Source organism: Microbacterium sp. 1.5R (assembly GCF_007667425.1).
Taxonomy (GTDB): domain Bacteria; phylum Actinomycetota; class Actinomycetes; order Actinomycetales; family Microbacteriaceae; genus Microbacterium.
The window spans coordinates 169,522-189,485 of the sequence record NZ_VDRC01000002.1 but is presented as its reverse complement, the minus strand read 5'-3'; the positions used below and the strand labels follow the sequence as shown (position 1 = coordinate 189,485).

The following is a 19,964-nucleotide window of genomic DNA, read 5'->3' as shown; positions in this document are numbered from 1 at the left end:
GTGGAAGCGGCGCGTCAGCTCAGGCCGGAGTAGGCGTGCAGGCCCTTGAAGAAGACGTTCACGATCGTGAAGTTGAAGATCACGGCCGAGAAGCCGACGATCGACAGCCAGGCCGACGGGTTGCCACGCCAGCCGCGCGTCGCCCTGGCGTGGATGTAGCCGGCGTAGAGCACCCAGATCACGAAGGTCCAGGTCTCCTTGACGTCGAAGCCCCAGAAGCGGCTCCACGCGTAGTAGGCCCAGATCGAGCCGGCGATGAGCGTGAAGGTCCAGAGGATGAAGCCGATGATCGTGAAGCGGTACGCCATGCTCTCGAGGCGGTCCGCGCCCGGGAAGGTACGCAGGAAGCCCGGTCCGGTCTTCTCCGCCCCCTCCGAGATCAGACGCTCGCGACGCGCCTGCATGAGCTGGATCACCGAGAGCGAGAACGACAGCGCGAAGAACGCGGTGCCCAGCGACGCCACGAAGACGTGAATCACGAGCCACACGCTCTTCAGCGGGTCCATGAGGGGCGAGACCTCGACGTAGAAGTTCGTCGCAGCGAGACCCAGCAGGATCACGACCAGACCGGTCATGAAGGTGCCGAGGAAGCGCAGATCGATGCGGGTCAGCACCACGAGGAAGACGGCGACGATCAGCAGGGTGCCCATCATCGCGAACTCGTACAGGTTCGCCCACGGCACGCGCCCGGCCGCGAAGCCGCGGGTGAGCGTGGCGGCGAGATGGAAGACGAATGCGAGCACGGTCAGCGACGTGCCGATGCGCGCCATGACGAAGCGCTTCGGGGCGGACTCGGAGTCGGATGCCGCGGCGCTGCCCTTCGCGACTGCACCGCCGCGCGACCCGGCCGAGGCGCCGACGAGCTCGAATTCGCGCACGCTCGCCGCGTCCGCAGAGAGCTGCGAGCGACGCGCGAGGTCGAAGGCGTAGGCCACGAAGGCCGCCGCGTAGATCGCGATCGCCGTCCACAGGAGGACGGGAGAGATCACTTCGAGATCGAGCATGGTGTCAGTCTACTTTCGGGGTGTCGGAAACGGGCCGGTCGTCGGGACCGAGCAGGCGTGCGTGCCCGGCGACGAGGTCGTCCACCGCGGCCGCGAGCGTCGGATCCTCACCGCGCGCGAGGCCCGCGTACTCCAGCGAGACTCCCCCGTCGACCGGCGTCGCCTTGATCCACACGCGGCGACGCGGCACGAAGAGCGCGAGCATGAGGCCGCCGAGCGCGAGCAGCGCGAAGCCGAGCACCCACGGCCCCGACGCGTCACGGTGGATCTGCAGCGACGCGAAGCGCTTGACCGACTGCGAGGCGTCCGCCGCACCGGCGGGAGACTCGTCGTCGAACGTGACCGTGCCGAGGCCGTTCGGCAGGTCTGCAGTGTCTCCCGGCGCGAGTTCGATCGAGTCGATGTCCGTGCCGCGGCCGGTGACCTTGGTCATGCCCTCGGTGTCGAGCACGTACACCGACCGCGGCACGCCGTCGTTGATGCCGAGATCGCCCGAGTAGACGTCGAGTGTCAGCGTCGGGTTGGTGAGGTCGGGGTAGGCCGAGAAGAACGCGCCAGTGTCGAGCACCGCCGTGGTCGGGTAGAAGAAGCCGACCAGGCCGATCTGCTCGGCGAGGCCGTCGGGGATCTTGATCACGCCGAGCGAGGTCATGTTGTTGTCCTGCGGCAGGAACGGCGTGCTGTTCGTGAACACCACGTCACCGTCGGGGTCGCGCACCGTGATGGTCGGTGCGTACCCGTTGCCCAGCAGGAAGACGTTGTCGTCGGCGACGCCGAGCGGCTCGTTCACCTTCACGGCTCCGGAACGCTCATCGCCGTTCTCCAGCACGGTCACATTGGCCGAGAAGTCGCCGGCCTGACCGGAGCCTGCCTCGCCGAACGGCTGGTAGGAGACGTCGAAGGAGTCGAGGCGCATCGAATACGGCGCGAGGGCGTCGTCGCTGACGAAGCGTCCGCGGTTCATCGAGTCATAGTCGAGCAGGGTGTTCGCGAAGGTCTCCCCTTCGACGAGCACTCGCTGACCGGTGTAGGCGAAGCCGCCACCCACACCGACCGTGATGAGCACCCCCACCAGCGCCAGATGGAACAGCAGGTTGCCCGTCTCGCGCCAGTACCCGCGCTCCGCCGACACCGACGCCGAGCGCTTGTCGTCGTAGCGCTCGACGCGATATCCGAGGGCCTTGAGCTGCTTCTGCGCGACGTCGATGGACGAGGATGCGTCGGCCGCGGCATCCGTCGAGGTGCGCTCGACCGTGCGGAAGTCGGCGAGCCGCTGCAGTCGCGCCGGGGTGCGGGGAGGCCGGGCACGCAGCGCCTTGGCGTGGTGCCTGATGCGCGGGATCACGCAGCCGACCAGGGACGTGAAGAGCAGGAGGTAGATCGCCGAGAACCACGGCGACAGGTACACGTCGAACATCTTCAGCCCGTCGAGGACGGGGAAAAGGTCGGGATTGTCGCGCTGCCACTGCGTGACGCCGTTCGGGTCGGCCATGCGCTGCGGGAAGATCGAGCCGGGGATCGCGGCGATCGCCAGCACGAGCAGCAGGATGAGCGCCGTGCGCATCGACGTCAGCTGACGCCAGCCCCACCGCAGCCAGCCCACGAACCCGAGGCGCGGTTGCGTGATCGCCTCCTCGCCGTCGATGTGGTCGGACGGGCGGAGCGGATCGCTGCTCGTGTCGCGAGTCGTGGTCTTCACGGAATCCTTCGGTCGCGGCGTCTTCTGATCAGAGCGGGAGGAGGACACTGCTCATCACCGCCTGGAGTCGGGACATGATGTCGGTCCACAGTCCCGTCACCATCAGCACGCCGAGCAGGATCAGCAGCACACCGCCGATGACGTTGACGACGCGGATATGGCGGCGGAGGAACCCGATGGTCTTCGTCGCCCAGCCGAAACCGAGGGCGACGAGCAGGAACGGAATGCCGAGGCCCAGCGAGTACGCGAGGCCGAGGAAGCCGGCGCGCACCGGATCGCCGGCGTTGAAAGACAGCGCGAAGATCGCCGTCAGCGTGGGGCCGAGGCAGGGAGCCCAGCCGATGCCCAGAGCGATGCCGAGCAGCGGGGCGCCGATCACGCCGTACTTCGAGTCGACATGGAAGCGCAGCTCACGCTGCGCGAACCCGAACAGACCGAGGAACACGAGCCCCATGAGGATGACGACGCCACCGAGGATCCGGGTCACGAGGTCGCCCCAGCGGATCAGGAAGACGTTCGCCGCCCCGCCGAGTGCGGTGAGCGCGACGAAGACGACGCTGAAGCCGAGGATGAACAGCAGCACGCCCAGCACGAGGCGCCCGCGTCCCGGAACGGCGGTCTGCGGCGCGCCGCTCGCGGGCCGCGGCGATACGGCGCCGCCGAGGAAGCCGAGGTAGCCGGGCACGAGCGGGAGGACGCACGGCGACAGGAAGGAGATGAGCCCCGCGAGCATCGCCACGGGTACCGCCAGCCAGAGTGCGCCCGAGTTGATGATGACTTCGGGGCTCACGGCGCACCCGCCGAGGTCACGAGTCCTCCGCCAGCGCGTCCTTGACGAGCGTCGAGAGGATGGAGGTGCCGTCGATGGGACCGATGATCTTCGCGGCGACCCGGCCCTCCTTGTCGAGCACGAGAGTGGTCGGGGTGGCCTGGATCGGCACCGCCTCGGCGAAGGCGAGCTTGGCTTCGGCGGTGTCGACGTCGATCAGGCTCGGGTAGGTCACACCGAACTCCGACGAGAACGCCTTGGCCGTATCGGCCTGGTCGCGGGTGTTGATGCCGACGAATGCGACCCCGTCTCCGCCCTGCTCCTGCCAGACGGTCTCGAGATCCCCCGCCTCCACCCGGCACGGGGCGCACCCCGCGTACCAGAAGTTCACGACCGTCACCTTGCCGGCGATGTCGGCGCTGTCGAAGTCCTCGCCGTCTTCGGTGACGCCTCCGAACGAGACCGGCTCGCCGCGTTCGGCGACGGGGATCTCGACGATCGCGCCGTCGGCGGCCACATAGCCGGTGTTGTCTCCACTGAGGAAGGAATCGCTGACCGCGTCGGGAGCGCAGGCGCTCAGACCGATGGCGAGTACCGCGGCGAGCGCGACTCCGACCGCACGGCGAGAAGACCGGATGCGGGAGGGGCGGCCGCTGCGGATCGGACGGACCGTCGAGGCGAGAGGCACGGTTTCCAGTTTACGCGCGGGTTCCTATGCGTAGGCCGGACAGGATCACCGTGTGTGAGCGGCCTGGCTACTCACGCGTCGACGGTGAGCTGCGGGCTCACCGACCGCGAGACGCACGGATAGATCGTCGACGAATCCTCGTCGACGGTGAGCGAATCGCGGTGCTCAGGCATCCCGTCGAGCACGCTCAGCGCGCACGAACCGCAGATGCCGCGCAGGCAGGAACCGCGCACGTCGACCCCGGAGTCTCTCAGGGCGTCGAGCATGGACCGCTGCGCCGGCACGGTCACGGTAATACGCGATCGACTGCACAAGACCGTGAACTCCTCGTTCGGCCTGTGCTCGCGCGGCTTGGGCTCGAAACGCTCGACATGAATACTGCCGCCGCTGGGCAGTTCATGGTCGAGCGCGCTGAGCGCATCGATGAACCCCTGCGGGCCGCATGCGTAGATGGCCGTGCCCGGCGCGGTGTCGGTGACGAGGCGGGCGAGGTCGAGCCGGCCGTCCGCACCGCTGACGTGCGTGATGATCCGGTCGCCGAGCGCGTCGAGATCCGCAGCGAAGGCGACGTCATCGGGTCGTCGCACGAGGTACACCATCCGCCAGTCAGCACCCTCGGCCGCGAGGTGCCGCGCCATGGCGAGGATGGGCGTGATCCCGATCCCCGCGGCGACGAGCAGGTACGACGATGCGTCCGCGAGCGCGAACAGGTTGCGGGGCGGTCGCACCCACACCCGGCTCCCCACGCGGAGAAACGAATGGATGTAATGCGAGCTGCCGCGTGACGACGGCTCGCGCAGGACGGCGATCCGGTAGCCCGTCACATCGGCGGGGTCCCCGCACAGCGAGTACTGACGTTCGTGCCGCGTGATCAACTGCACGTCCACGTGCGACCCCGGCACCCACGGCGGCAGCGGCGAACCGTCCGGCGCTTCGAGGCGCACGCTCACGATCGAGGGTGTCTCCCGCACGATCTCGCTGACGACGAGGGGCATCATCCCTTCGCGAGAGCGCATTCAGTACAGCACCTTGTACGCACCGGCCATCGCGCCGTCGATCGCGTCTCCGACCGAGGGGTCGTAGCCGGAGGTGCTCGCCCAGATCTGCCCGGACGTCGGTACCTCCTCGGCGAGGTCCTGCGTCTCAGGGTCCCAGAGACCCGCCCGCAGCAGGGCGCGTCCGCAGTGCAGGTACACCTGCTCCGTGCGGATTACGATGGCGAGGTCGGGGACGGAGTGGTCCTGCTCCAGCATGGCGAGCAGCTCCGGCTCGTCAGTCACCGTCGCGGTGCCGTTGACGCGCAGCGTCTCGGTCATGCCGGGGACGAAGCACAGCAGACCGACGTGTCCGTTGTCGAGGATGTTCGTCATCGAGTCGGCGATCTTGTTGCCGAGACGATCCGGGATGACGAGCGTCTGCCGATCGAGCGCGCGCACGAAGCCCGGATAGTCACCGCGCGGGGAGCAGTCGCAGTTGCCTGCGGCATCCGACGTCGACAGACAGCAGAACGGCGAGTGGGCGAGGAACGCCAGGCAGTTGTCGTCGAGGTGGTCGATGATCTTCTGCACCGTGGGCGGTTCGACGTCCCCCAGGGTTTCACGCATGCCGCTGAGGTCGACGGGCCGGAACTCTCGAACGTCCATCCCTCCACGCTAGATGCGGATTCCGACGACGTCTGCGTCACATCGACACAGGCATCGGGGTGGCGACTATGCCCCGAGCACAGACGACGGCGACCCTACGGACGTCGCGTTCCTCACAGGCGGGCCAGGACGTCGTCGACACCCGCGCGGAACCGCGGGCAGGTCGCGATGTCATGGGCGCGACACCGCATGGCGTGCTGCGTCATCTCCCGCGAGCGCCGCATCTCCTCCATGCGCCGGTCGAGGTCGGCGAGATGCTGCTCCAAGACCTCGTGGCGTCCTCGTGCGCTGTCGTCGAGCAGCACGGCGATCTGTTCGAGCGTCATCCCCGCCGCCTTGCTCCGCTGGATCACGGCGATCCGCACGACCTCGTCCTCGCCGTAGCGGCGCCGACCGGCGGCATCCCGCTCCGGCTCGAGGAGGCCGACCGACTCCCAGTGCCGCAGCACGTTCGTCGGCAGGTCGAAACGCTCGGCGACGTCGCCGACGGACCACGGATGCTCGGCGTTTGACTTCATGTCAACATGAAGTCACACACTGGTCGGGAACGCAACTCCCCCGAGAGGACACCCATGTACGACGCGATCGTGATCGGCGGCGGCCCCGCCGGACTCCAGGCGGCCCTGACGCTGGGCCGGATGCACCGGTCGACCCTGCTGCTCGACTCCGGCCAGTACCGCAACGGCACCGTGCAGCACATGCACAACGTCATCGCGAACGACGGCACCCCGCCCGCCGAGTTCCGCGCCACGGCCCGCGCGCAGCTCGCCGAGTACCCCGACGTCGAGATCCGCGACATCGCCGTGCAGGCCGTCGCCGGAATCGCGGGCGACTTCGTCGTGTCGCTGCCCGGAGGCTCCTCGGCATCCGCCCGCGCTGTGATCCTCGCGACGGGCGTCGCCGACGATCTGCCCCCGGTCGACGGACTCGCCGAGCTGTGGGGGCAGGGTGCCTACGCGTGCCCCTTCTGCGACGGACACGAGCACGCAGGCAAGCCGATCGTCGTGCTCGGGGCCGCCGCGAGAGCCGAGCACCTCATCGCCATGCTCGGACGCTTCGTGGGCGACATCACCGTCGTGCCCGTGGGCGAGTCGTACACGGACGGGGAGGTCGCGGCGCTCGAGGGGCGCGGGGTGCGGGTGAGTCGCACGCCCGTCGACTCCGTGGGCCGAGCAGGCGACGGAGTCGTCGTGAACACCACGGATGCCGCACACGAGGTCGCCGGGATCTTCGTCGCCTCAGGCGCGATGCGCCAGCGCGCGTCGTTCATCCCGCAGCTCGGACTCGACATGCTGGAGTCCGGCGCGATCGGGATCGACGACTTCGGGCGGACGTCCGTGCCCGGGATCTTCGCCGCGGGCGACCTCGCGCACCGCGCATCACTGCCCGGGCCGATGGCAGCCGTGATGATGGCCGCGACCGCCGGGCAGCTGGCTGCGGTCGGCGTCATCCAGGACCTGATGGCGTCGGAAGGCTGACCCGTTTCGTCTCGTCGCTGCGCTCCTCGCTCAACGACCCGCGGGAGGAAGCCCACCCGGGTCACTGGGCGAGCGGTCCCCCACCCGGGTCGTTGAGCGAGCGCAGCGAGACGAAACGCGGCGACCACCCCCGCACACCTCACCCCGTTTCGTCTCGTCGCTGCGCTCCTCGCTCAACGACCCGCGGGAGGACGCCCCACGCGCACCCACGCGGCGAGCGCGCCGTCAGACGGCGCCGACGTCGACCGCACCGCCCGTGGCGGCCGGTTCGGCGTACGCGACCTCGCGCCAGACGTCGCCGACCAGCTCGAACGACGTCACGCTCGACAGCGCGCAACGGCGGGTGCGGGGGTCGTGCCGCAGCGGCAGACCGGCGACCCGCAGGTGGGTGATCCAGATCGGCGCCTGGTGCGACACCATGACCAGGTCGCCCCCTGCTGAGGCATGCCACGCCTCAGCCATGAGGCCCGTCATCCGCTCGGCGATCGAGGTGTACGGCTCGCCCCAGCTCGGCAGCGACGGCTGCCTCAGATGCCACCAGTTCAGCGGGTTCATCAGCGAGCGCTTCATCTGCGTGCCTTCGAACACGTTCGCCGGCTCGATCAGTCGCACGTCGATCTCGGGAACCAGGTCGAAGCGCTGCGCGAAGGGCTCGGCCGACTCCTGCGTGCGTTCGAGCGGAGAGGAGAACAGGGCGGAGACCGGACGATCGAGGCCGGCGACGTGATCGGCGGCTGCGGCGGCCATCTTCCGGCCCGCCCGGCTCAGGTGGTAGTCGGGCAGCCGCCCGTACAGAACGCGGGCGGGGTTGTGCACCTCACCGTGGCGGACGAGATGCAGTCGCGAAGCCGGCACGTCAGATCCTGCTGTACCGCGATCCGCCGAAGCCGAGGATCAGGTAGCCGATGTACGGGAAGACGAAGAGCAGGAAGAACGAGAACAGCGCACCCTTGCCGAATCGTTCGCCGATCTTGACGGCGACGATGATGCCGAAGATGAATCCGACGATGGGGATGAGGTAGAGCAGGGCGAACCAACCGGACATCCCGGCGATCTTCACGAGGAAGATGACGTTGACGAAGGGAATGATCGCGAGGATGCCGGGGTAGCCGGCCTTCGTGAATACGTTCCAGAGTCCGGCGACGACGAGGATGTAGAAGACGAGGGCGATGAGCCCCGTGGTACCCGAGAAGATCGATGCGTACAGGTCGGAGATGCCGTTGGAGTCCATGGTGCGCCTTTCTGTCGTGGCGATCCTACTGACCGATATGCCGCGGACAGGGGAGGCGATGCCCGCCCACGTAGAATGGGCGGGTTCATCATTTCCCAGATCAGGAGGAATCCTCCGTGCTTCGCACTCACTCCGCCGGCTCCCTGCGAGCCGAGCACATCGGCCAGACCGTCACCCTCACGGGGTGGGTGGATCGCCGTCGTGATCACGGAGGAGTCGCGTTCATCGATCTGCGGGATGCATCGGGCATCGCCCAGGTCGTCATCCGCGACGAAGAGGTGGCCCGCCCGCTGCGCAACGAGTTCGTGCTGAAGGTCACCGGAGAGGTGTCCCGTCGCCCCGACGGCAACGAGAACCCCAACCTGCCGACCGGCGAGATCGAGCTCATCGCATCCGATGTCGTGGTGCTCAACGAATCCGCCCCTCTCCCGTTCCAGGTCTCCACTGCTCTCGCCGAGACCGAGAACGTCGGTGAGGAGGCCCGCCTCAAGTACCGCTATCTCGACCTGCGTCGCCCCGCCGCGGCATCCGCTCTGCGTCTGCGCTCCGACGTCTACAAGGCGATCCGTGACGTGCTGCACACCGAGGACTTCACCGAGGTCGAGACCCCGACCCTCACGCGTTCAACGCCCGAGGGCGCCCGCGACTTCGTCGTGCCCGCGCGTCTGCACCCGGGCAGCTGGTACGCGCTGCCCCAGTCGCCGCAGCTGTTCAAGCAGCTGCTCATGGTCGGCGGGGTGGAGAAATACTTCCAGATCGCACGCTGCTACCGCGACGAGGACTTCCGCGCCGACCGCCAGCCGGAGTTCACCCAGCTCGACATCGAGATGAGCTTCGTCGACCAGGAAGACGTCATTGCGCTCATGGAGCGCCTGGTCGTCGCGATGTGGAAGACGATCGGCGTCGAGGTGCAGACCCCGCTGCCGCGCATGACCTACGCCGAGGCGATGGCCAAGTACGGCTCCGACAAGCCCGACCTGCGCTTCGGCCTTGAGCTCGTCGAGGCCACCGAGTACTTCGCCGAGACCCCCTTCCGGGTGTTCCAGGCCGAGTACGTCGGTGCGGTGCGGATGCCGGGAGGCGCGAGCCAGCCGCGCAAGCAGCTCGACGCCTGGCAGGACTGGGCCAAGCAGCGCGGCGCCCGAGGCCTCGCATATGTGCTCTTCAACGAGGACGGGACGCTCGGCGGCCCCGCCGCGAAGAACCTCTCTGAGGCCGAGCAGGCCGGTCTCGCGGAGTTCGTCGGCGCCGAGCCCGGGGACTGCGTGTTCTTCGCGGCCGGCGCCACGAAGGAGAGCCGGGCACTGCTCGGTGCCGCGCGCGTCGAGATCGGTCGCCGCCTCGGCTACCTTGACGCCTCCGAGTTCGCATTCACGTGGGTCGTCGACGCCCCGATGTTCGAGCCGGCGGCGGATGCCGTCGCCTCGGGCGACGTCGCAGTCGGCGCCGGCGCGTGGACCGCCGTGCACCACGCGTTCACGGGTCCGAAGCCCGAGTTCGAGGACACCTTCGACACCGACCCCGGGTCGGCCCTCGCCTACGCGTACGACATCGTGTGCAACGGCTCGGAGCTCGGCGGCGGATCCATCCGCATCCACCGCGAAGACATCCAGAAGCGCGTCTTCGAGGTCATGGGCCTCAGCGACGAGCTCGCCGAGGAGCAGTTCGGCTTCCTGCTCGATGCGTTCAAGTTCGGTGCCCCGCCGCACGGCGGCATCGCGCTGGGCATGGACCGCGTGCTGCAGCACCTGTCGAAGACGGAGTCGATCCGCGAGGTCATCGCCTTCCCGAAGTCGGGCAACGGCTTCGACCCGCTGACCGCGGCGCCGGCGCCCATCACGCCCGAGCAGCGCGCCGAGGCCGGCGTCGACTTCGAGCCGGAGGACGACGAGGCCTGACCTCGGCTCCCCCGCCCCTGACCTCGCCCCGCCCCGCCCCTAACCGCCGAGACCCCGCGCCAGCGTCGAGACCCCGGGCTGCGAACCTCCGCACCCCGGGGTCTCGGCACTAACCCGGGGTCTCGGCGCACGTGGCGACGGCGGCGCAGGTGGCGACGGGGGCGACGTCAGCGCAGCGACGCCATCGCCGGGACGATGTTCTCGTTCCACACGTCGACGCCGAGCTTCGCGATGAGCGCGACGACCACGAGCAGGAACACGACGCGGATGAACGTCGCGCCACGCGAGATCGCCATCCGGGATCCGAGATAGCTGCCAGCGACATTCGCGACCGCGAGGATGCCGCCGAGCAGCCACAGCACGGCACCGTGCGGGATGAAGAGCAGCAGGGCGCCGATGTTGGTCGCCAGGTTGACGATCTTCGCCTTGGCGCTCGCCTGAAGGAAGTCGTAGCCGAGCAACGCCACGAGCGAGATGACGAGGAACGTCCCCGTTCCCGGGCCGATGAGCCCGTCGTAGAAGCCGATCACGAGTCCGGCCACCCCCGCCATGACGTGGTGCCTGTGCCCGGAGAACCGCAGCTTCGTGGCAGCGCCCATCTGCGGGCGGAACGCCGTGAACAGCGCGACCACGAGCAGGGCGACGACGATGATCGGCTTGAACGCCGCCGCGGGAAGCACCGTGGCGACGGCCGCCCCGCCGAAGGATCCGGCGAGCGCGATCGCCGCCATCGGCACTGCGGTGCGGATGTCCGGTTTCGCGCGCCGGTAGTACGTCACGCTGCTCGTCGCGGTGCCGAACACGGACGCGAGCTTGTTGGTGGCGAGGGCTTGGAGGGGCGAGATGCCAGGGATGAGCAGCATCGCGGGGAGTTGCAGCAGCCCGCCGCCGCCGACGACGGCATCGATCCACCCGGCGGCGAACGCGGCGATGACGACGAGAATCAGCGTGCCCCAGGTGAGCTGCTCCAGCCCGAGCACACTGCCGATGTCCATCCCTCCAGAATGTCAGACCGTACGGTCGCGACCGCGATGCCACCCGCACCGAGTGGCGTCGCGCCCGGCATCCTGCGTTTCTGCGCACTGCTGTCGTCACGACGCGATACGCCGCACCGGATCGGCAATGAAGTGGACACCGTTCGTTCACCCACTCCCGCATGATCGGCAACGTCCGGGCCGTAGGTTCCTCTCGCAACCCGATTACCGGCACACAGCGCCGGCCACCGAGAGGACACCCATGTCTCGCATCACCCGCCACGCTCGCATCGGCGCCGGCCTCGCCCTGGTCACCACGGCGGCTTTCGCTCTGACCGCCTGCTCCGGTGCGGCCGACGCCGCCGGTTCCGGCTCGGCCGACGGATCCGTCGACGCCGCGACCGCCACCTCCGTCGAGGACTTCGGCACGCTCGCCGATCTCGAGGAGGCCGCCAAGGCCGAGGGCCAGCTCAACGTCATCGCCCTCCCCCGCGATTGGGCGAACTACGGAGAGATCATCGACCTCTTCGCCGAGAAGTACCCGGAGATCACGATCAACGAGGCGTCGCCCGACGTCTCCAGCGCCGAAGAGATCCAGGCCGCCGAGACCAACGAGGGCCTCGACACCGCGCCCGACGTCTTCGACCTGGGCCTCACGGTCGCGCTGCAGAACACTGATCGCTTCGCCCCGTACCAGGTGCAGACGTGGGACGAGATCCCCGACGCGCTCAAGGAGCCGACCGGCCTCTTCGTCGGCGACTACGGCGGGTACATGTCGATCGGATACGACTCGTCGAAGTTCCCCGCGCCCGACTCGCTCGACGACCTGCTCGGCGCCGACTACAAGGGCGCCGTGGCCATCAACGGCGACCCCACGCAGGCCGGTGCGGCTTTCGCCGCCGTCGGTCTCGCGACCGTGCAGTCCGACGGCTCGCTCGACGACTACCAGCCGGGCATCGACTTCTTCTCGGAGCTGCAGAAGTCCGGCAACATGCTCAAGGTCGACGTGACCACTGCGACGATCGCGAGCGGCGAGACCCCCGTCGTCTTCGACTGGGACTACCTGAACGCGACCCACGTCGCCGACAACGAGGACTGGAAGGTCGTCGTGTTCGACGGCACCGGCTACGCCGGCTACTACAACCAGGCCGTGAACGTCGACGCTCCGCACCCCGCCGCCGCGCGCCTGTGGCAGGAGTTCCTCTACAGCGACGAGGTGCAGAACCTCTGGCTCGCCGGCGGCGCACGTCCGGCGCGCATGGATGCCATGACCGAGGCCGGCACGATCGACGCCGACCTCGCAGCAGCCCTCCCCGAGGTCCCGGCCGAGACGGTCGTCCCGACCGAGGAGCAGTCGACGAACGCCGGCACGCTGCTCGGTGAGAAGTGGGCAGCGGCGGTCCAGTGACCACTGCCATCGCAGCGGGGGCGGATGCTGCGGCATCCGCCCCCGTCCCCTCCGCTCCGCACGGCGCGGGGCCGGCGACCGCGTCGCGGGCCCCGCGCTCGGCGCCGTCCGCGGCCTGGCTCGGACTCGTCCCCTTCGCCGCGTACGTGCTGCTGTTCCTCGCCGTCCCGACCGTCCTCGCCATCGGCTCGGGCTTCTTCACGAAGGACGGCGATTTCACCTGGACCAACGTGTCGGCGCTCGCAGACCCCGTCGTCCTCACGACCTTCGCGAATTCGGCTGGGCTGTCGCTCCTCACCGCCGTCGTCGGCGCTGTCGTCGGGGCGCTCGTCTGCTACGCCCTGCTCGGCATGAACCCGGAGGGCGTGGTGCGCTCGACCGTGGATGCCGCGGCCGGTGTGCTCGCGCAGTTCGGCGGCGTCATGCTCGCCTTCGCGTTCATCGCGACGATCGGCATCCAGGGCGTGCTGAGGCTCTTCCTGCAGGACGCGTTCGGCATCGACATCTACGCGAACGGCACCTGGCTCTACGAGCTGCCCGGACTGATCCTGCCGTACATCTACTTCCAGATCCCGCTCATGGTGATCACGTTCATGCCGGCTCTCGCGGCGCTGAAGCCGCAGTGGTCCGAGGCGAACCTCACCCTGGGCGGCACCCGATCGAGCTTCTGGCTGCGCATCGGCATCCCGGTCCTGGCCCCATCGTTCCTCGCCAGCCTGCTGCTGCTCTTCGCGAATGCGTTCTCGTCGTACGCCACGGCGGCCGCCCTCGCCAGCCAGGGGTCGCAGATCGTGCCGCTGCAGATCCGCACCTCGCTGACCAGCGAGACCGTACTCGGTCGGGAGAACCTCGCCGGCGCACTCGCGCTCGGCATGATCGTCATCGTGGGAGTCGTCATGGCCCTCTACTCGCTCATCCAGCGCCGGGCAGCGAGGTGGCAGTCGTGAACCGTCTCGCCCCCTCCCCCGTGACGCGCTGGGTCATCGGCATCGCGGTCGGCGCGTTCTTCGCGATCCCGCTCATCTCGACCTTCCTGTACACGCTGCGCCAGACCGACGGCTCGCTCGGGTTCGAGCGCTGGGCCGCGCTGTTCGACCCGGCGGAGTCCGCGGCGATCCGTCCGATCTGGATGGGCCTGGGCAACTCGCTCGTGCTCGCCATCGTGACGGTCGCGATCGTGCTGCTGTTGCTCGCGCCCACGATGATCCTCGTCAATCTGCGGTTCGGGCGGCTCCGGCCCGCGTTCGAGTTCGCCGTGCTGCTGCCGATCTCGATACCCGCCATCGTGCTCGTCGTGGGTCTCGCGCCGATCTACCTGCAGATCGGCCGCACGCTCGGCACCGGCACCTGGACACTCGCCTTCGCCTACGGGATCACGGTCCTCCCGTTCGCCTACCGCTCGATCCAGGCCTCGATCGACGCCGCCGACCTGCGCACGCTCGCGGAGGCGGCGCGGTCGCTGGGCGCGAGCTGGCCGACCGTCGTCCTGAGGGTGCTCGCGCCGAACCTGCGCCAGGGGCTGCTCGCAGCCTCCCTGATCTCGATCGCCGTCGTGCTCGGCGAGTTCACGATCGCGTCGCTGCTCAATCGTCAGGTCTTCCAGACCGCCATGGTGGTCGTGCAGAAGCAGGACCCGTACGCCCCGGCGATCTTCACCCTCCTGGCCCTGCTGCTCGTCTTCCTGCTTCTCCTCCTCATCGGCCGCGTCGCGCGCGGCAATCGAAAGGCCCTGTCATGACTCTCCCCCAGACCGCCGACAACATACTGCTCGCGGAAGCCGGAGAGGGCACGCGCGTGCAGCTGCAGAGGATCGTCAAGAGCTACGGAAGCAACACGGTGCTGCACGGCGTCGACCTCGACATCGCCCCCGGAGAGTTCGTCTCGCTGCTCGGGCCGTCGGGGTGCGGCAAGACGACCCTGCTGCGGGTACTCGCCGGACTGGAGGGACTCGACAGCGGCGCGGTGCTGCTCGACGGCGGCGATGTGTCGAGGGTGCCGACCAACAAGCGCGACATCGGAATGGTCTTCCAGTCGTACTCGCTGTTCCCGCACCTGAGGGTGGCCGACAACACGGCGTTCGGTCTGCGGCGACGCGGTGTGGGAAAGGCGGAGGCCGCGACGCGCGCCCTCGATGCGCTCGCCCTCGTCGGACTCGGAGACCTCGCCGATCGGTTCCCGCACCAGCTCTCCGGCGGTCAGCAGCAGCGCGTGGCCCTCGCCCGCGCCCTCGTGACCGAACCCAAGGTACTGCTGCTCGACGAGCCGCTCTCGGCGCTCGACGCCAAGGTGCGGGTGCAGCTGCGCGACGAGATCCGCCGCATCCAGCTGCGCCTCGGCATCACCACAGTCTTCGTGACGCACGACCAGGAGGAGGCCCTCGCGGTGTCCGACCGGATCGCCGTGATGAACGCCGGCTCCATCGAGCAGATCGGCTCGCCCGAGGAGTTGTACACGACGCCGTCGACAGCGGGGGTGGCGGCGTTCGTGGGACTGTCGAGCGTCGTCTCCGGCGTCGCCGGCGGCGATCACGTCGTGGTGTGGGGTCAGCGCCTGCCACTGCAGTCGCCCGCCGACGGACCCGTCGACGTGTACCTGCGGCCCGAGAACGTGCACTTCGCCTCAGAGGCGGATGCCGCGACCGACGCCCTCGTGCAGGAGAGCACGTTCCTCGGCAGCATGCGCCGCACCCTCGTGCGCACCGAGTCGGGCGAACTCGTGCGGCTGCAGCACGCCCCCGGCATCCACCCCGCCTTCGGGGATCGCGTGCGCATCGCGGTGGCGCCTGAGCCCGTGGCCGTGCATGCGCGCGGCTGATCTTCGCTCTATCCCTGAGCCGATACTCCGGGATACCGTGATCGCGAGGGGGCACGCCGCTCCCTCTGACCGAGTGGGAGGACACCTCATGGCAGGCAAGTTCGAGCTGTACGCAGACCGCTCCGGCGGGTACCGATTCCGGCTCAAGGCGGGCAACGGAGAGGTCATCGCGACGAGCGAGAGCTACACCTCGAAGTCAGCAGCCCTGAACGGCATCGACTCGGTGCGCCACCACGCCGACGCCGAGGTCGTCGAGGTCGACTGACCCGTGGGCTCGGGTCTCGACGAACATCGAGACCCACCCGGAACGCCGAAACCCACCAGTGCTGACGTCAGCGCTGGTGGGTTTCGGCGTGCGTGGTGGGTCTCGGGAGGGGTGGGCTGACGTGCGACGTCAGAGCACGCGCGAGAGGAAGTCCTGCGTGCGCGGATGCTGCGGGTTCGCCAGCACCTCGCGGGGGTCGCCCTCCTCGACGATGTGACCGCCGTCCATGAAGATGAGGCGCGAGCCCACCTCACGGGCGAAGCCCATCTCGTGCGTCACGACGAGCATCGTCATGCCCTCGTCGGCGAGCGAGCGCATGACCTGCAGCACCTCGCCGACCAGCTCGGGGTCGAGGGCAGAGGTGGGCTCGTCGAACAGCATCATGTCGGGGTTCATGCACAGCGCCCGCGCGATCGCGACGCGCTGCTGCTGCCCGCCAGAGAGATGACCGGGGAAGGCCTTCGCCTTCTCGGCCAGCCCGACGCGGCCGAGCATCTCGTGCGCGACCCTCTCGGCCTCGGCCTTGTTGCGCTTCTTCACCCGCCGCTGGGCGATCGTCAGGTTGTCGAGCACGCTCAGGTGCGGGAACAGGTTGAAGCTCTGGAACACCATCCCGATGCGGGTGCGCACCCGATCGATGTCGACATCGGGGTCCGTGATGTCGATCCCCTCGATGAAGATCTTGCCGTCGGTCGGCTCCTCGAGCAGATTCACCGAGCGCAGCAGGGTCGACTTGCCGGAGCCCGACGGGCCGATCACGCACACCACCTCACCCCCGGTGACGGTCAGGTCGATGCCCTTGAGCACCTCGTTGTCGCCGAACGTCTTCACGAGCCCCTGCACATCGATCGCCGGGGCGTGGACGTCGATCAGGTCGGTGGTCATCGCTGCCTCGCCATCCGCCGCTCGAGATACGCGGTGAAACGTGTGAGCGGGATCGTCACGATCAGGTACAGGATCGCCGCCATGATCAGCGGCGTCGCGTTGGAGTTCTGGGTCGTCGCGTCCCGCGCGAACGTCGTGAGCTCCTTCGACCAGATGAACGCACCCGCGATGAAGAGCAGCGAGGTGTCCTTCAGCAGCAGCACGAACTCGTTGGTCAACGGCGGGATGATGATGCGGAAGCCCTGGGGGACGACGATCCAGAAGGTCGTCTTCATGGGCGACATTCCCAACGAACGGGCCGCCTCGGTCTGACCCTTCGGCACGGCCTGCAGACCGGCGCGGATCGTCTCGGCCATGTATGCAGAGGCGACCAGGATCAATCCGATGAGACCGAGCACCACGGGCCCACCGAGCTCCTGCCCGCGAATACCCGTGGCGATCGGCACGATGAATGCGACGCCGAAGATCGTCAGGATGGCGGGAAGGCCGCGGAACAGCTCGATCCAGGCCGTCGCGATCCACCGGAACGGTCCGATGCTCGACAGCTTCAGCAACGCGAGGAAGATGCCCAGCAACAGGCCGCCGGCGAACGCGACGATGGTGAACCAGATCGTGTTGACGAGTGCGGTGGTGATGATCCCGGGGAACATCTTCGCCGCGACCTCAGGGTTGAAGAAGAGCGGACCGATCTTCGCCCAGTTGGTGGAGACGGCCGCCCAGACGACGATCGCGATCAGCACCGCGTAGACGATGTACCGGTAGAGCTTCTGCTTCGTGGTGCGCCTCAACGCCATTGTCAAGGTCCTCCGGATCCCTTGCCTGCCGCCGGGTCAGTTCGCCGTGAAGTAGGTGTCGTAGATCGTCTGGTAGTCGCCGCTGTCGCGAAGCTCCTCGAGGGCGCCGTTGACCGCGTCGACCAGTGCGTCCTTCTCGCCCTTGGCGAAGGCGAAGCCGTAGGACTCCTCGGTGTCGTACTCCTCGACGATCTCATAGGCGCTGTCGGCCTTCTCGTGCTCGAGGTTCACCGGCTGGTCCTGCAGGATCGCGTCGATCTGCCCTGCCTGCATCGCCGGCCACAGCTCGCCGTCCGAGGGGTACTGCACGATCTGCGCTCCGGTGGCGTTCTCGTTGGCGTAGGCCTCACCCGTGGTGCCCTGCTGCACGCCGACGTTCTTGCCGTCGAGGTCCTCGATCGACTCGATGCCCGAGTCGGTGCGCACGAGCAGCGACTGGAGCGAGTCGTAGTAGGGGTCGGAGAAGTCGAGGTTCGCCTTGCGCTCGTCGGTGATGGTCATCGCCGATGCGCCCACGTCGCAGGTACCCGCCGCGAGGGTCGTGCCGGACTGCAGAGCGTCGAAACCGACATCCTGCACCGACAGCTTGAGGTCGAGCTTCTTGGCGATCGCGTCGAGGAGGTCGATGTCGAAGCCGGTGTACCCGGTGCCGTTGTCGCCGCCCTCGAACTCGAACGGCGGGTAGGGGATGTCGGAGCAGACCGTCAGGGTGCCCGCGTCCACGAGACCGTATTCGTTGTCGGCATCGGAGTCGCCGGATCCCGATCCGCCGGCACCGCCTGCGCAGCCCGCGAGGGCGAGGGTGGCGGTCGCCGCGAGAGCGATCCCGGCGATGATGTGGCGACGCTGCATGTCAGCTCCTGATGGGACGAGGGCCGAGTGCCCACGGACGGGTAGGAGAACATCTAAACACGGGCGATGCGGCTCGACAGAACGGCGGGGCTCTCGGCGCATTACGTTTGTGTTGCAAAGGCCGCGAAGGCCCCGGGTCAGATCTCGAAGTCGACGGCCACGCGTCCGGACACGACGGAGCGGACGTACGCGACGACCTGCTCATGGGCCGGGTGAACCTGGTACTCCTCGAGCGCGGCGATCGATGCGAAGTCGGCGACGACGGTCACGTCCCAGTTCGCATCGGGGTAGGCGACGTTCGCACCGGCGGAGATCGACAGGATCTGCGTCACGACCCCGTCGAGCGCGAGGAGTCTGCGCGCGACCTCGGCGGCATGTTCTGCGCGGACCTCGGCGTCATCTGCGGCGAGCTTCCAGCTCACGACGTGGCGGATGGTCATCGTGTCTCCTTCAGAGGGTTCTCGGTGTCGCGGACGACAGCCGTCTCGAGCGCCTCGCGCAGCCGGTCCGCCGAGAGGCGCCAGTGTGCGTGCAGTTCACCGTCGATGAGCACGACAGGGATCTTCTCCCACCACAGTTCGTAGAGTGCGGGATCGTCGTTGATCGAGGCCTCGACGATCTCGATGCTCTCGGCAGCGGCATCCGGCAGATCGGCGACGACGGCATCGATGATCTCGGATGCGACGTCGCAGAGATGACAGTCGGGCTTGCCGATCAGGGTCAGCGTGGTCACGCCGACGGCACCTCGACCTCGCGGCCCTGCGCGATCCACTCTCCGGTCCCGCCCTCGACGTTGGTCGCGTCGTATCCACGGGCCTCGAGGGCCTCGACGACGCGGGCCGAGCGACCGCCTGCCTGACAGATGACGTCGAACGACTCGGCCGGGAGCTCCTCCAGGCGGTTGCCGATCTCGGACATCGGGATGTTGACGGCACCGGGAACATGCCCTGCGGCGAACTCGTGGGCCTCGCGCACATCGATGAGCGGGGTGTCGGACCGCTCGGAGAGCTCGGTGACGGTGATCGACTTCATGGGGACTCCTCGACGTCGGGGCGAAACCTGGGGCGGAGACACGAAGCGCCCGTCCGAAGACAGGCGCTCAGTGTCTGGCCGCTTACTTCTTGTTGCGGCGCTGGTGGCGAGTCTTGCGAAGCAGCTTGCGGTGCTTCTTCTTCGCCATGCGCTTGCGGCGCTTCTTGATGACAGAACCCACGGGAACCTCACTACGTCAGGGGCTGGGTGTCGCACGGTCACGGACACCCGGGTACGGGCATGGAAAAAAATGCCTCGGAGCAGTCTAGCAAATCCCACGGCCCACTCCGTCACCCGACGGACATGGACGGAGCGGGACGCTCAGCCTACGTCGGAGACGGGGCGCTGGAGCGCGTCGGCGACGGCGGACTCGGGAACGCGGAAACTGCGACCGAAGCGGATGGCTGGCAGCTCCCCAGCGTGCACCATCCGATACACGGTCATCTTCGACACTCGCATCAGTTCGGCGACCTCGGCCACCGTCAGGAACCGGACATCAGGCACTTCGGGCATCCCACGTACCCCTTTCT

Annotated in this window: 25 protein-coding genes; 7 read left to right on the top strand and 18 right to left on the bottom strand. The window is 68.3% G+C overall.

Annotated elements, in window-relative coordinates; all coding sequences use genetic code 11:
- Window positions 1-14 precede the first annotated feature (14 nt).
- The 7 genes from ccsB to FSY98_RS11820 form a co-directional block, all read right to left on the bottom strand.
- A complete protein-coding gene (gene ccsB, locus FSY98_RS11850) occupies window positions 15-1,004 on the bottom strand; it encodes a c-type cytochrome biogenesis protein CcsB (protein ID WP_144876885.1) in 990 nt (329 codons plus the stop codon).
- 4 nt (window positions 1,005-1,008) lie between these two features.
- Window positions 1,009-2,703: a cytochrome c biogenesis protein ResB gene (locus FSY98_RS11845; protein ID WP_144876884.1), complete on the bottom strand. Its 1,695-nt coding sequence runs from the start codon at window positions 2,701-2,703 to the stop codon at window positions 1,009-1,011.
- A gap of 28 nt (window positions 2,704-2,731) precedes the next feature.
- Window positions 2,732-3,493, bottom strand: coding sequence for a cytochrome c biogenesis CcdA family protein (locus tag FSY98_RS11840; RefSeq protein ID WP_144876883.1), 762 nt, complete (start codon window positions 3,491-3,493; stop codon window positions 2,732-2,734).
- 16 nt (window positions 3,494-3,509) lie between these two features.
- Window positions 3,510-4,160, bottom strand: coding sequence for a TlpA disulfide reductase family protein (locus FSY98_RS11835; RefSeq protein ID WP_144876882.1), 651 nt, complete (start codon window positions 4,158-4,160; stop codon window positions 3,510-3,512).
- A gap of 71 nt (window positions 4,161-4,231) precedes the next feature.
- Complete coding sequence (locus tag FSY98_RS11830; RefSeq protein WP_144876881.1) at window positions 4,232-5,176, bottom strand: PDR/VanB family oxidoreductase; 945 nt, start codon at window positions 5,174-5,176, stop codon at window positions 4,232-4,234.
- Window positions 5,177-5,803, bottom strand: coding sequence for an MSMEG_1061 family FMN-dependent PPOX-type flavoprotein (locus FSY98_RS11825; protein ID WP_222119165.1), 627 nt, complete (start codon window positions 5,801-5,803; stop codon window positions 5,177-5,179).
- 113 nt (window positions 5,804-5,916) lie between these two features.
- Window positions 5,917-6,321 (bottom strand): MerR family transcriptional regulator, encoded by a 405-nt coding sequence (locus tag FSY98_RS11820; RefSeq protein ID WP_144876880.1) that lies wholly within the window; start codon window positions 6,319-6,321, stop codon window positions 5,917-5,919.
- 54 nt (window positions 6,322-6,375) lie between these two features.
- On the opposite strand from FSY98_RS11820, the gene FSY98_RS11815 reads away from it, so the two are divergent.
- Window positions 6,376-7,281 carry an NAD(P)/FAD-dependent oxidoreductase gene (locus FSY98_RS11815; protein WP_144876879.1) on the top strand — a complete coding sequence of 302 codons (906 nt, stop codon included), beginning with the start codon at window positions 6,376-6,378 and terminating at the stop codon, window positions 7,279-7,281.
- Window positions 7,282-7,506: 225 nt separating this feature from the next.
- On the opposite strand, the gene FSY98_RS11810 is transcribed toward FSY98_RS11815, so the two are convergent.
- Together FSY98_RS11810 and FSY98_RS11805 are read right to left on the bottom strand one after the other, a co-directional pair.
- Window positions 7,507-8,136 carry a histidine phosphatase family protein gene (locus FSY98_RS11810; protein ID WP_144876878.1) on the bottom strand — a complete coding sequence of 210 codons (630 nt, stop codon included), beginning with the start codon at window positions 8,134-8,136 and terminating at the stop codon, window positions 7,507-7,509.
- A 1-nt stretch (window position 8,137) separates the two neighbouring features.
- Window positions 8,138-8,512, bottom strand: coding sequence for a DUF5684 domain-containing protein (locus tag FSY98_RS11805; protein WP_144876877.1), 375 nt, complete (start codon window positions 8,510-8,512; stop codon window positions 8,138-8,140).
- 116 nt (window positions 8,513-8,628) lie between these two features.
- Here FSY98_RS11805 and aspS point away from each other — a divergent pair, with 116 nt between their 5' ends.
- Window positions 8,629-10,410, top strand: coding sequence for an aspartate--tRNA ligase (gene aspS / locus FSY98_RS11800; protein WP_144876876.1), 1,782 nt, complete (start codon window positions 8,629-8,631; stop codon window positions 10,408-10,410).
- A 167-nt stretch (window positions 10,411-10,577) separates the two neighbouring features.
- Here aspS and FSY98_RS11795 read toward each other — a convergent pair whose 3' ends face one another.
- On the bottom strand, window positions 10,578-11,405 hold the full coding sequence (locus FSY98_RS11795; RefSeq protein WP_144876875.1) for a TSUP family transporter: 828 nt from the start codon (window positions 11,403-11,405) through the stop codon (window positions 10,578-10,580).
- A gap of 241 nt (window positions 11,406-11,646) precedes the next feature.
- Between FSY98_RS11795 and FSY98_RS11790 the strand changes: the two genes are divergently transcribed.
- The 5 genes from FSY98_RS11790 (at window position 11,647) to FSY98_RS11770 (ending at window position 15,871) form a co-directional block, all read left to right on the top strand.
- Entirely contained in the window at window positions 11,647-12,792 is a 1,146-nt protein-coding gene (locus FSY98_RS11790) for an ABC transporter substrate-binding protein (RefSeq protein WP_144876874.1), read from the top strand.
- Complete coding sequence (locus tag FSY98_RS11785; RefSeq protein ID WP_260857387.1) at window positions 12,789-13,739, top strand: ABC transporter permease subunit; 951 nt, start codon at window positions 12,789-12,791, stop codon at window positions 13,737-13,739. Before FSY98_RS11790 ends, FSY98_RS11785 begins: the two co-directional genes overlap by 4 nt.
- A complete protein-coding gene (locus FSY98_RS11780; protein ID WP_144876872.1) occupies window positions 13,736-14,530 on the top strand; it encodes an ABC transporter permease in 795 nt (264 codons plus the stop codon). The genes FSY98_RS11785 and FSY98_RS11780 overlap by 4 nt, the downstream gene beginning before the upstream one ends.
- Window positions 14,527-15,606 (top strand): ABC transporter ATP-binding protein, encoded by a 1,080-nt coding sequence (locus FSY98_RS11775; RefSeq protein ID WP_144876871.1) that lies wholly within the window; start codon window positions 14,527-14,529, stop codon window positions 15,604-15,606. The genes FSY98_RS11780 and FSY98_RS11775 overlap by 4 nt, the downstream gene beginning before the upstream one ends.
- A gap of 88 nt (window positions 15,607-15,694) precedes the next feature.
- On the top strand, window positions 15,695-15,871 hold the full coding sequence (locus FSY98_RS11770; protein WP_144876870.1) for a DUF1508 domain-containing protein: 177 nt from the start codon (window positions 15,695-15,697) through the stop codon (window positions 15,869-15,871).
- A gap of 129 nt (window positions 15,872-16,000) precedes the next feature.
- On the opposite strand, the gene FSY98_RS11765 is transcribed toward FSY98_RS11770, so the two are convergent.
- The 8 genes from FSY98_RS11765 to FSY98_RS11730 all read right to left on the bottom strand — a co-directional run bounded on the left by FSY98_RS11765 (window position 16,001) and on the right by FSY98_RS11730 (window position 19,947).
- Complete coding sequence (locus FSY98_RS11765; protein WP_144876869.1) at window positions 16,001-16,756, bottom strand: amino acid ABC transporter ATP-binding protein; 756 nt, start codon at window positions 16,754-16,756, stop codon at window positions 16,001-16,003.
- Window positions 16,753-17,550: an amino acid ABC transporter permease gene (locus tag FSY98_RS11760; protein WP_144876868.1), complete on the bottom strand. Its 798-nt coding sequence runs from the start codon at window positions 17,548-17,550 to the stop codon at window positions 16,753-16,755. Before FSY98_RS11760 ends, FSY98_RS11765 begins: the two co-directional genes overlap by 4 nt.
- A gap of 36 nt (window positions 17,551-17,586) precedes the next feature.
- On the bottom strand, window positions 17,587-18,402 hold the full coding sequence (locus tag FSY98_RS11755) for a basic amino acid ABC transporter substrate-binding protein (protein WP_144876867.1): 816 nt from the start codon (window positions 18,400-18,402) through the stop codon (window positions 17,587-17,589).
- 137 nt (window positions 18,403-18,539) lie between these two features.
- Window positions 18,540-18,842 (bottom strand): Dabb family protein, encoded by a 303-nt coding sequence (locus FSY98_RS11750; protein WP_144876866.1) that lies wholly within the window; start codon window positions 18,840-18,842, stop codon window positions 18,540-18,542.
- Entirely contained in the window at window positions 18,839-19,135 is a 297-nt protein-coding gene (locus tag FSY98_RS11745) for a glutaredoxin family protein (protein ID WP_144876865.1), read from the bottom strand. Before FSY98_RS11745 ends, FSY98_RS11750 begins: the two co-directional genes overlap by 4 nt.
- On the bottom strand, window positions 19,132-19,434 hold the full coding sequence (locus tag FSY98_RS11740; RefSeq protein ID WP_144876864.1) for a rhodanese-like domain-containing protein: 303 nt from the start codon (window positions 19,432-19,434) through the stop codon (window positions 19,132-19,134). Before FSY98_RS11740 ends, FSY98_RS11745 begins: the two co-directional genes overlap by 4 nt.
- A gap of 82 nt (window positions 19,435-19,516) precedes the next feature.
- Window positions 19,517-19,615: a 30S ribosomal protein bS22 gene (locus FSY98_RS11735; RefSeq protein ID WP_003792170.1), complete on the bottom strand. Its 99-nt coding sequence runs from the start codon at window positions 19,613-19,615 to the stop codon at window positions 19,517-19,519.
- Between the two features lie 140 nt (window positions 19,616-19,755).
- Window positions 19,756-19,947: a helix-turn-helix domain-containing protein gene (locus FSY98_RS11730; protein WP_144876863.1), complete on the bottom strand. Its 192-nt coding sequence runs from the start codon at window positions 19,945-19,947 to the stop codon at window positions 19,756-19,758.
- Window positions 19,948-19,964 lie beyond the last annotated feature (17 nt).

Excerpts from the sequence above, each read along its gene's own strand:
- FSY98_RS11765 (WP_144876869.1), bottom strand. The coding sequence starts at position 16,756 with ATGACCACCGACCTGATCGACGTCCACGCCCCGGCGATCGATGTGCAG.
- FSY98_RS11815 (WP_144876879.1), top strand. The coding sequence starts at position 6,376 with ATGTACGACGCGATCGTGATCGGCGGCGGCCCCGCCGGACTCCAGGCG.
- ccsB (WP_144876885.1), bottom strand. The coding sequence starts at position 1,004 with ATGCTCGATCTCGAAGTGATCTCTCCCGTCCTCCTGTGGACGGCGATC.
- FSY98_RS11730 (WP_144876863.1), bottom strand. The coding sequence starts at position 19,947 with ATGCCCGAAGTGCCTGATGTCCGGTTCCTGACGGTGGCCGAGGTCGCC.
- FSY98_RS11790 (WP_144876874.1), top strand. The coding sequence starts at position 11,647 with ATGTCTCGCATCACCCGCCACGCTCGCATCGGCGCCGGCCTCGCCCTG.
- FSY98_RS11760 (WP_144876868.1), bottom strand. The coding sequence starts at position 17,550 with ATGGCGTTGAGGCGCACCACGAAGCAGAAGCTCTACCGGTACATCGTC.
- FSY98_RS11825 (WP_222119165.1), bottom strand. The coding sequence starts at position 5,803 with ATGGACGTTCGAGAGTTCCGGCCCGTCGACCTCAGCGGCATGCGTGAA.
- FSY98_RS11755 (WP_144876867.1), bottom strand. The coding sequence starts at position 18,402 with ATGCAGCGTCGCCACATCATCGCCGGGATCGCTCTCGCGGCGACCGCC.
- FSY98_RS11830 (WP_144876881.1), bottom strand. The coding sequence starts at position 5,176 with ATGCGCTCTCGCGAAGGGATGATGCCCCTCGTCGTCAGCGAGATCGTG.
- FSY98_RS11805 (WP_144876877.1), bottom strand. The coding sequence starts at position 8,512 with ATGGACTCCAACGGCATCTCCGACCTGTACGCATCGATCTTCTCGGGT.
- FSY98_RS11795 (WP_144876875.1), bottom strand. The coding sequence starts at position 11,405 with ATGGACATCGGCAGTGTGCTCGGGCTGGAGCAGCTCACCTGGGGCACG.
- FSY98_RS11750 (WP_144876866.1), bottom strand. The coding sequence starts at position 18,842 with ATGACCATCCGCCACGTCGTGAGCTGGAAGCTCGCCGCAGATGACGCC.
- FSY98_RS11770 (WP_144876870.1), top strand. The coding sequence starts at position 15,695 with ATGGCAGGCAAGTTCGAGCTGTACGCAGACCGCTCCGGCGGGTACCGA.
- FSY98_RS11740 (WP_144876864.1), bottom strand. The coding sequence starts at position 19,434 with ATGAAGTCGATCACCGTCACCGAGCTCTCCGAGCGGTCCGACACCCCG.
- FSY98_RS11775 (WP_144876871.1), top strand. The coding sequence starts at position 14,527 with ATGACTCTCCCCCAGACCGCCGACAACATACTGCTCGCGGAAGCCGGA.
- FSY98_RS11820 (WP_144876880.1), bottom strand. The coding sequence starts at position 6,321 with ATGAAGTCAAACGCCGAGCATCCGTGGTCCGTCGGCGACGTCGCCGAG.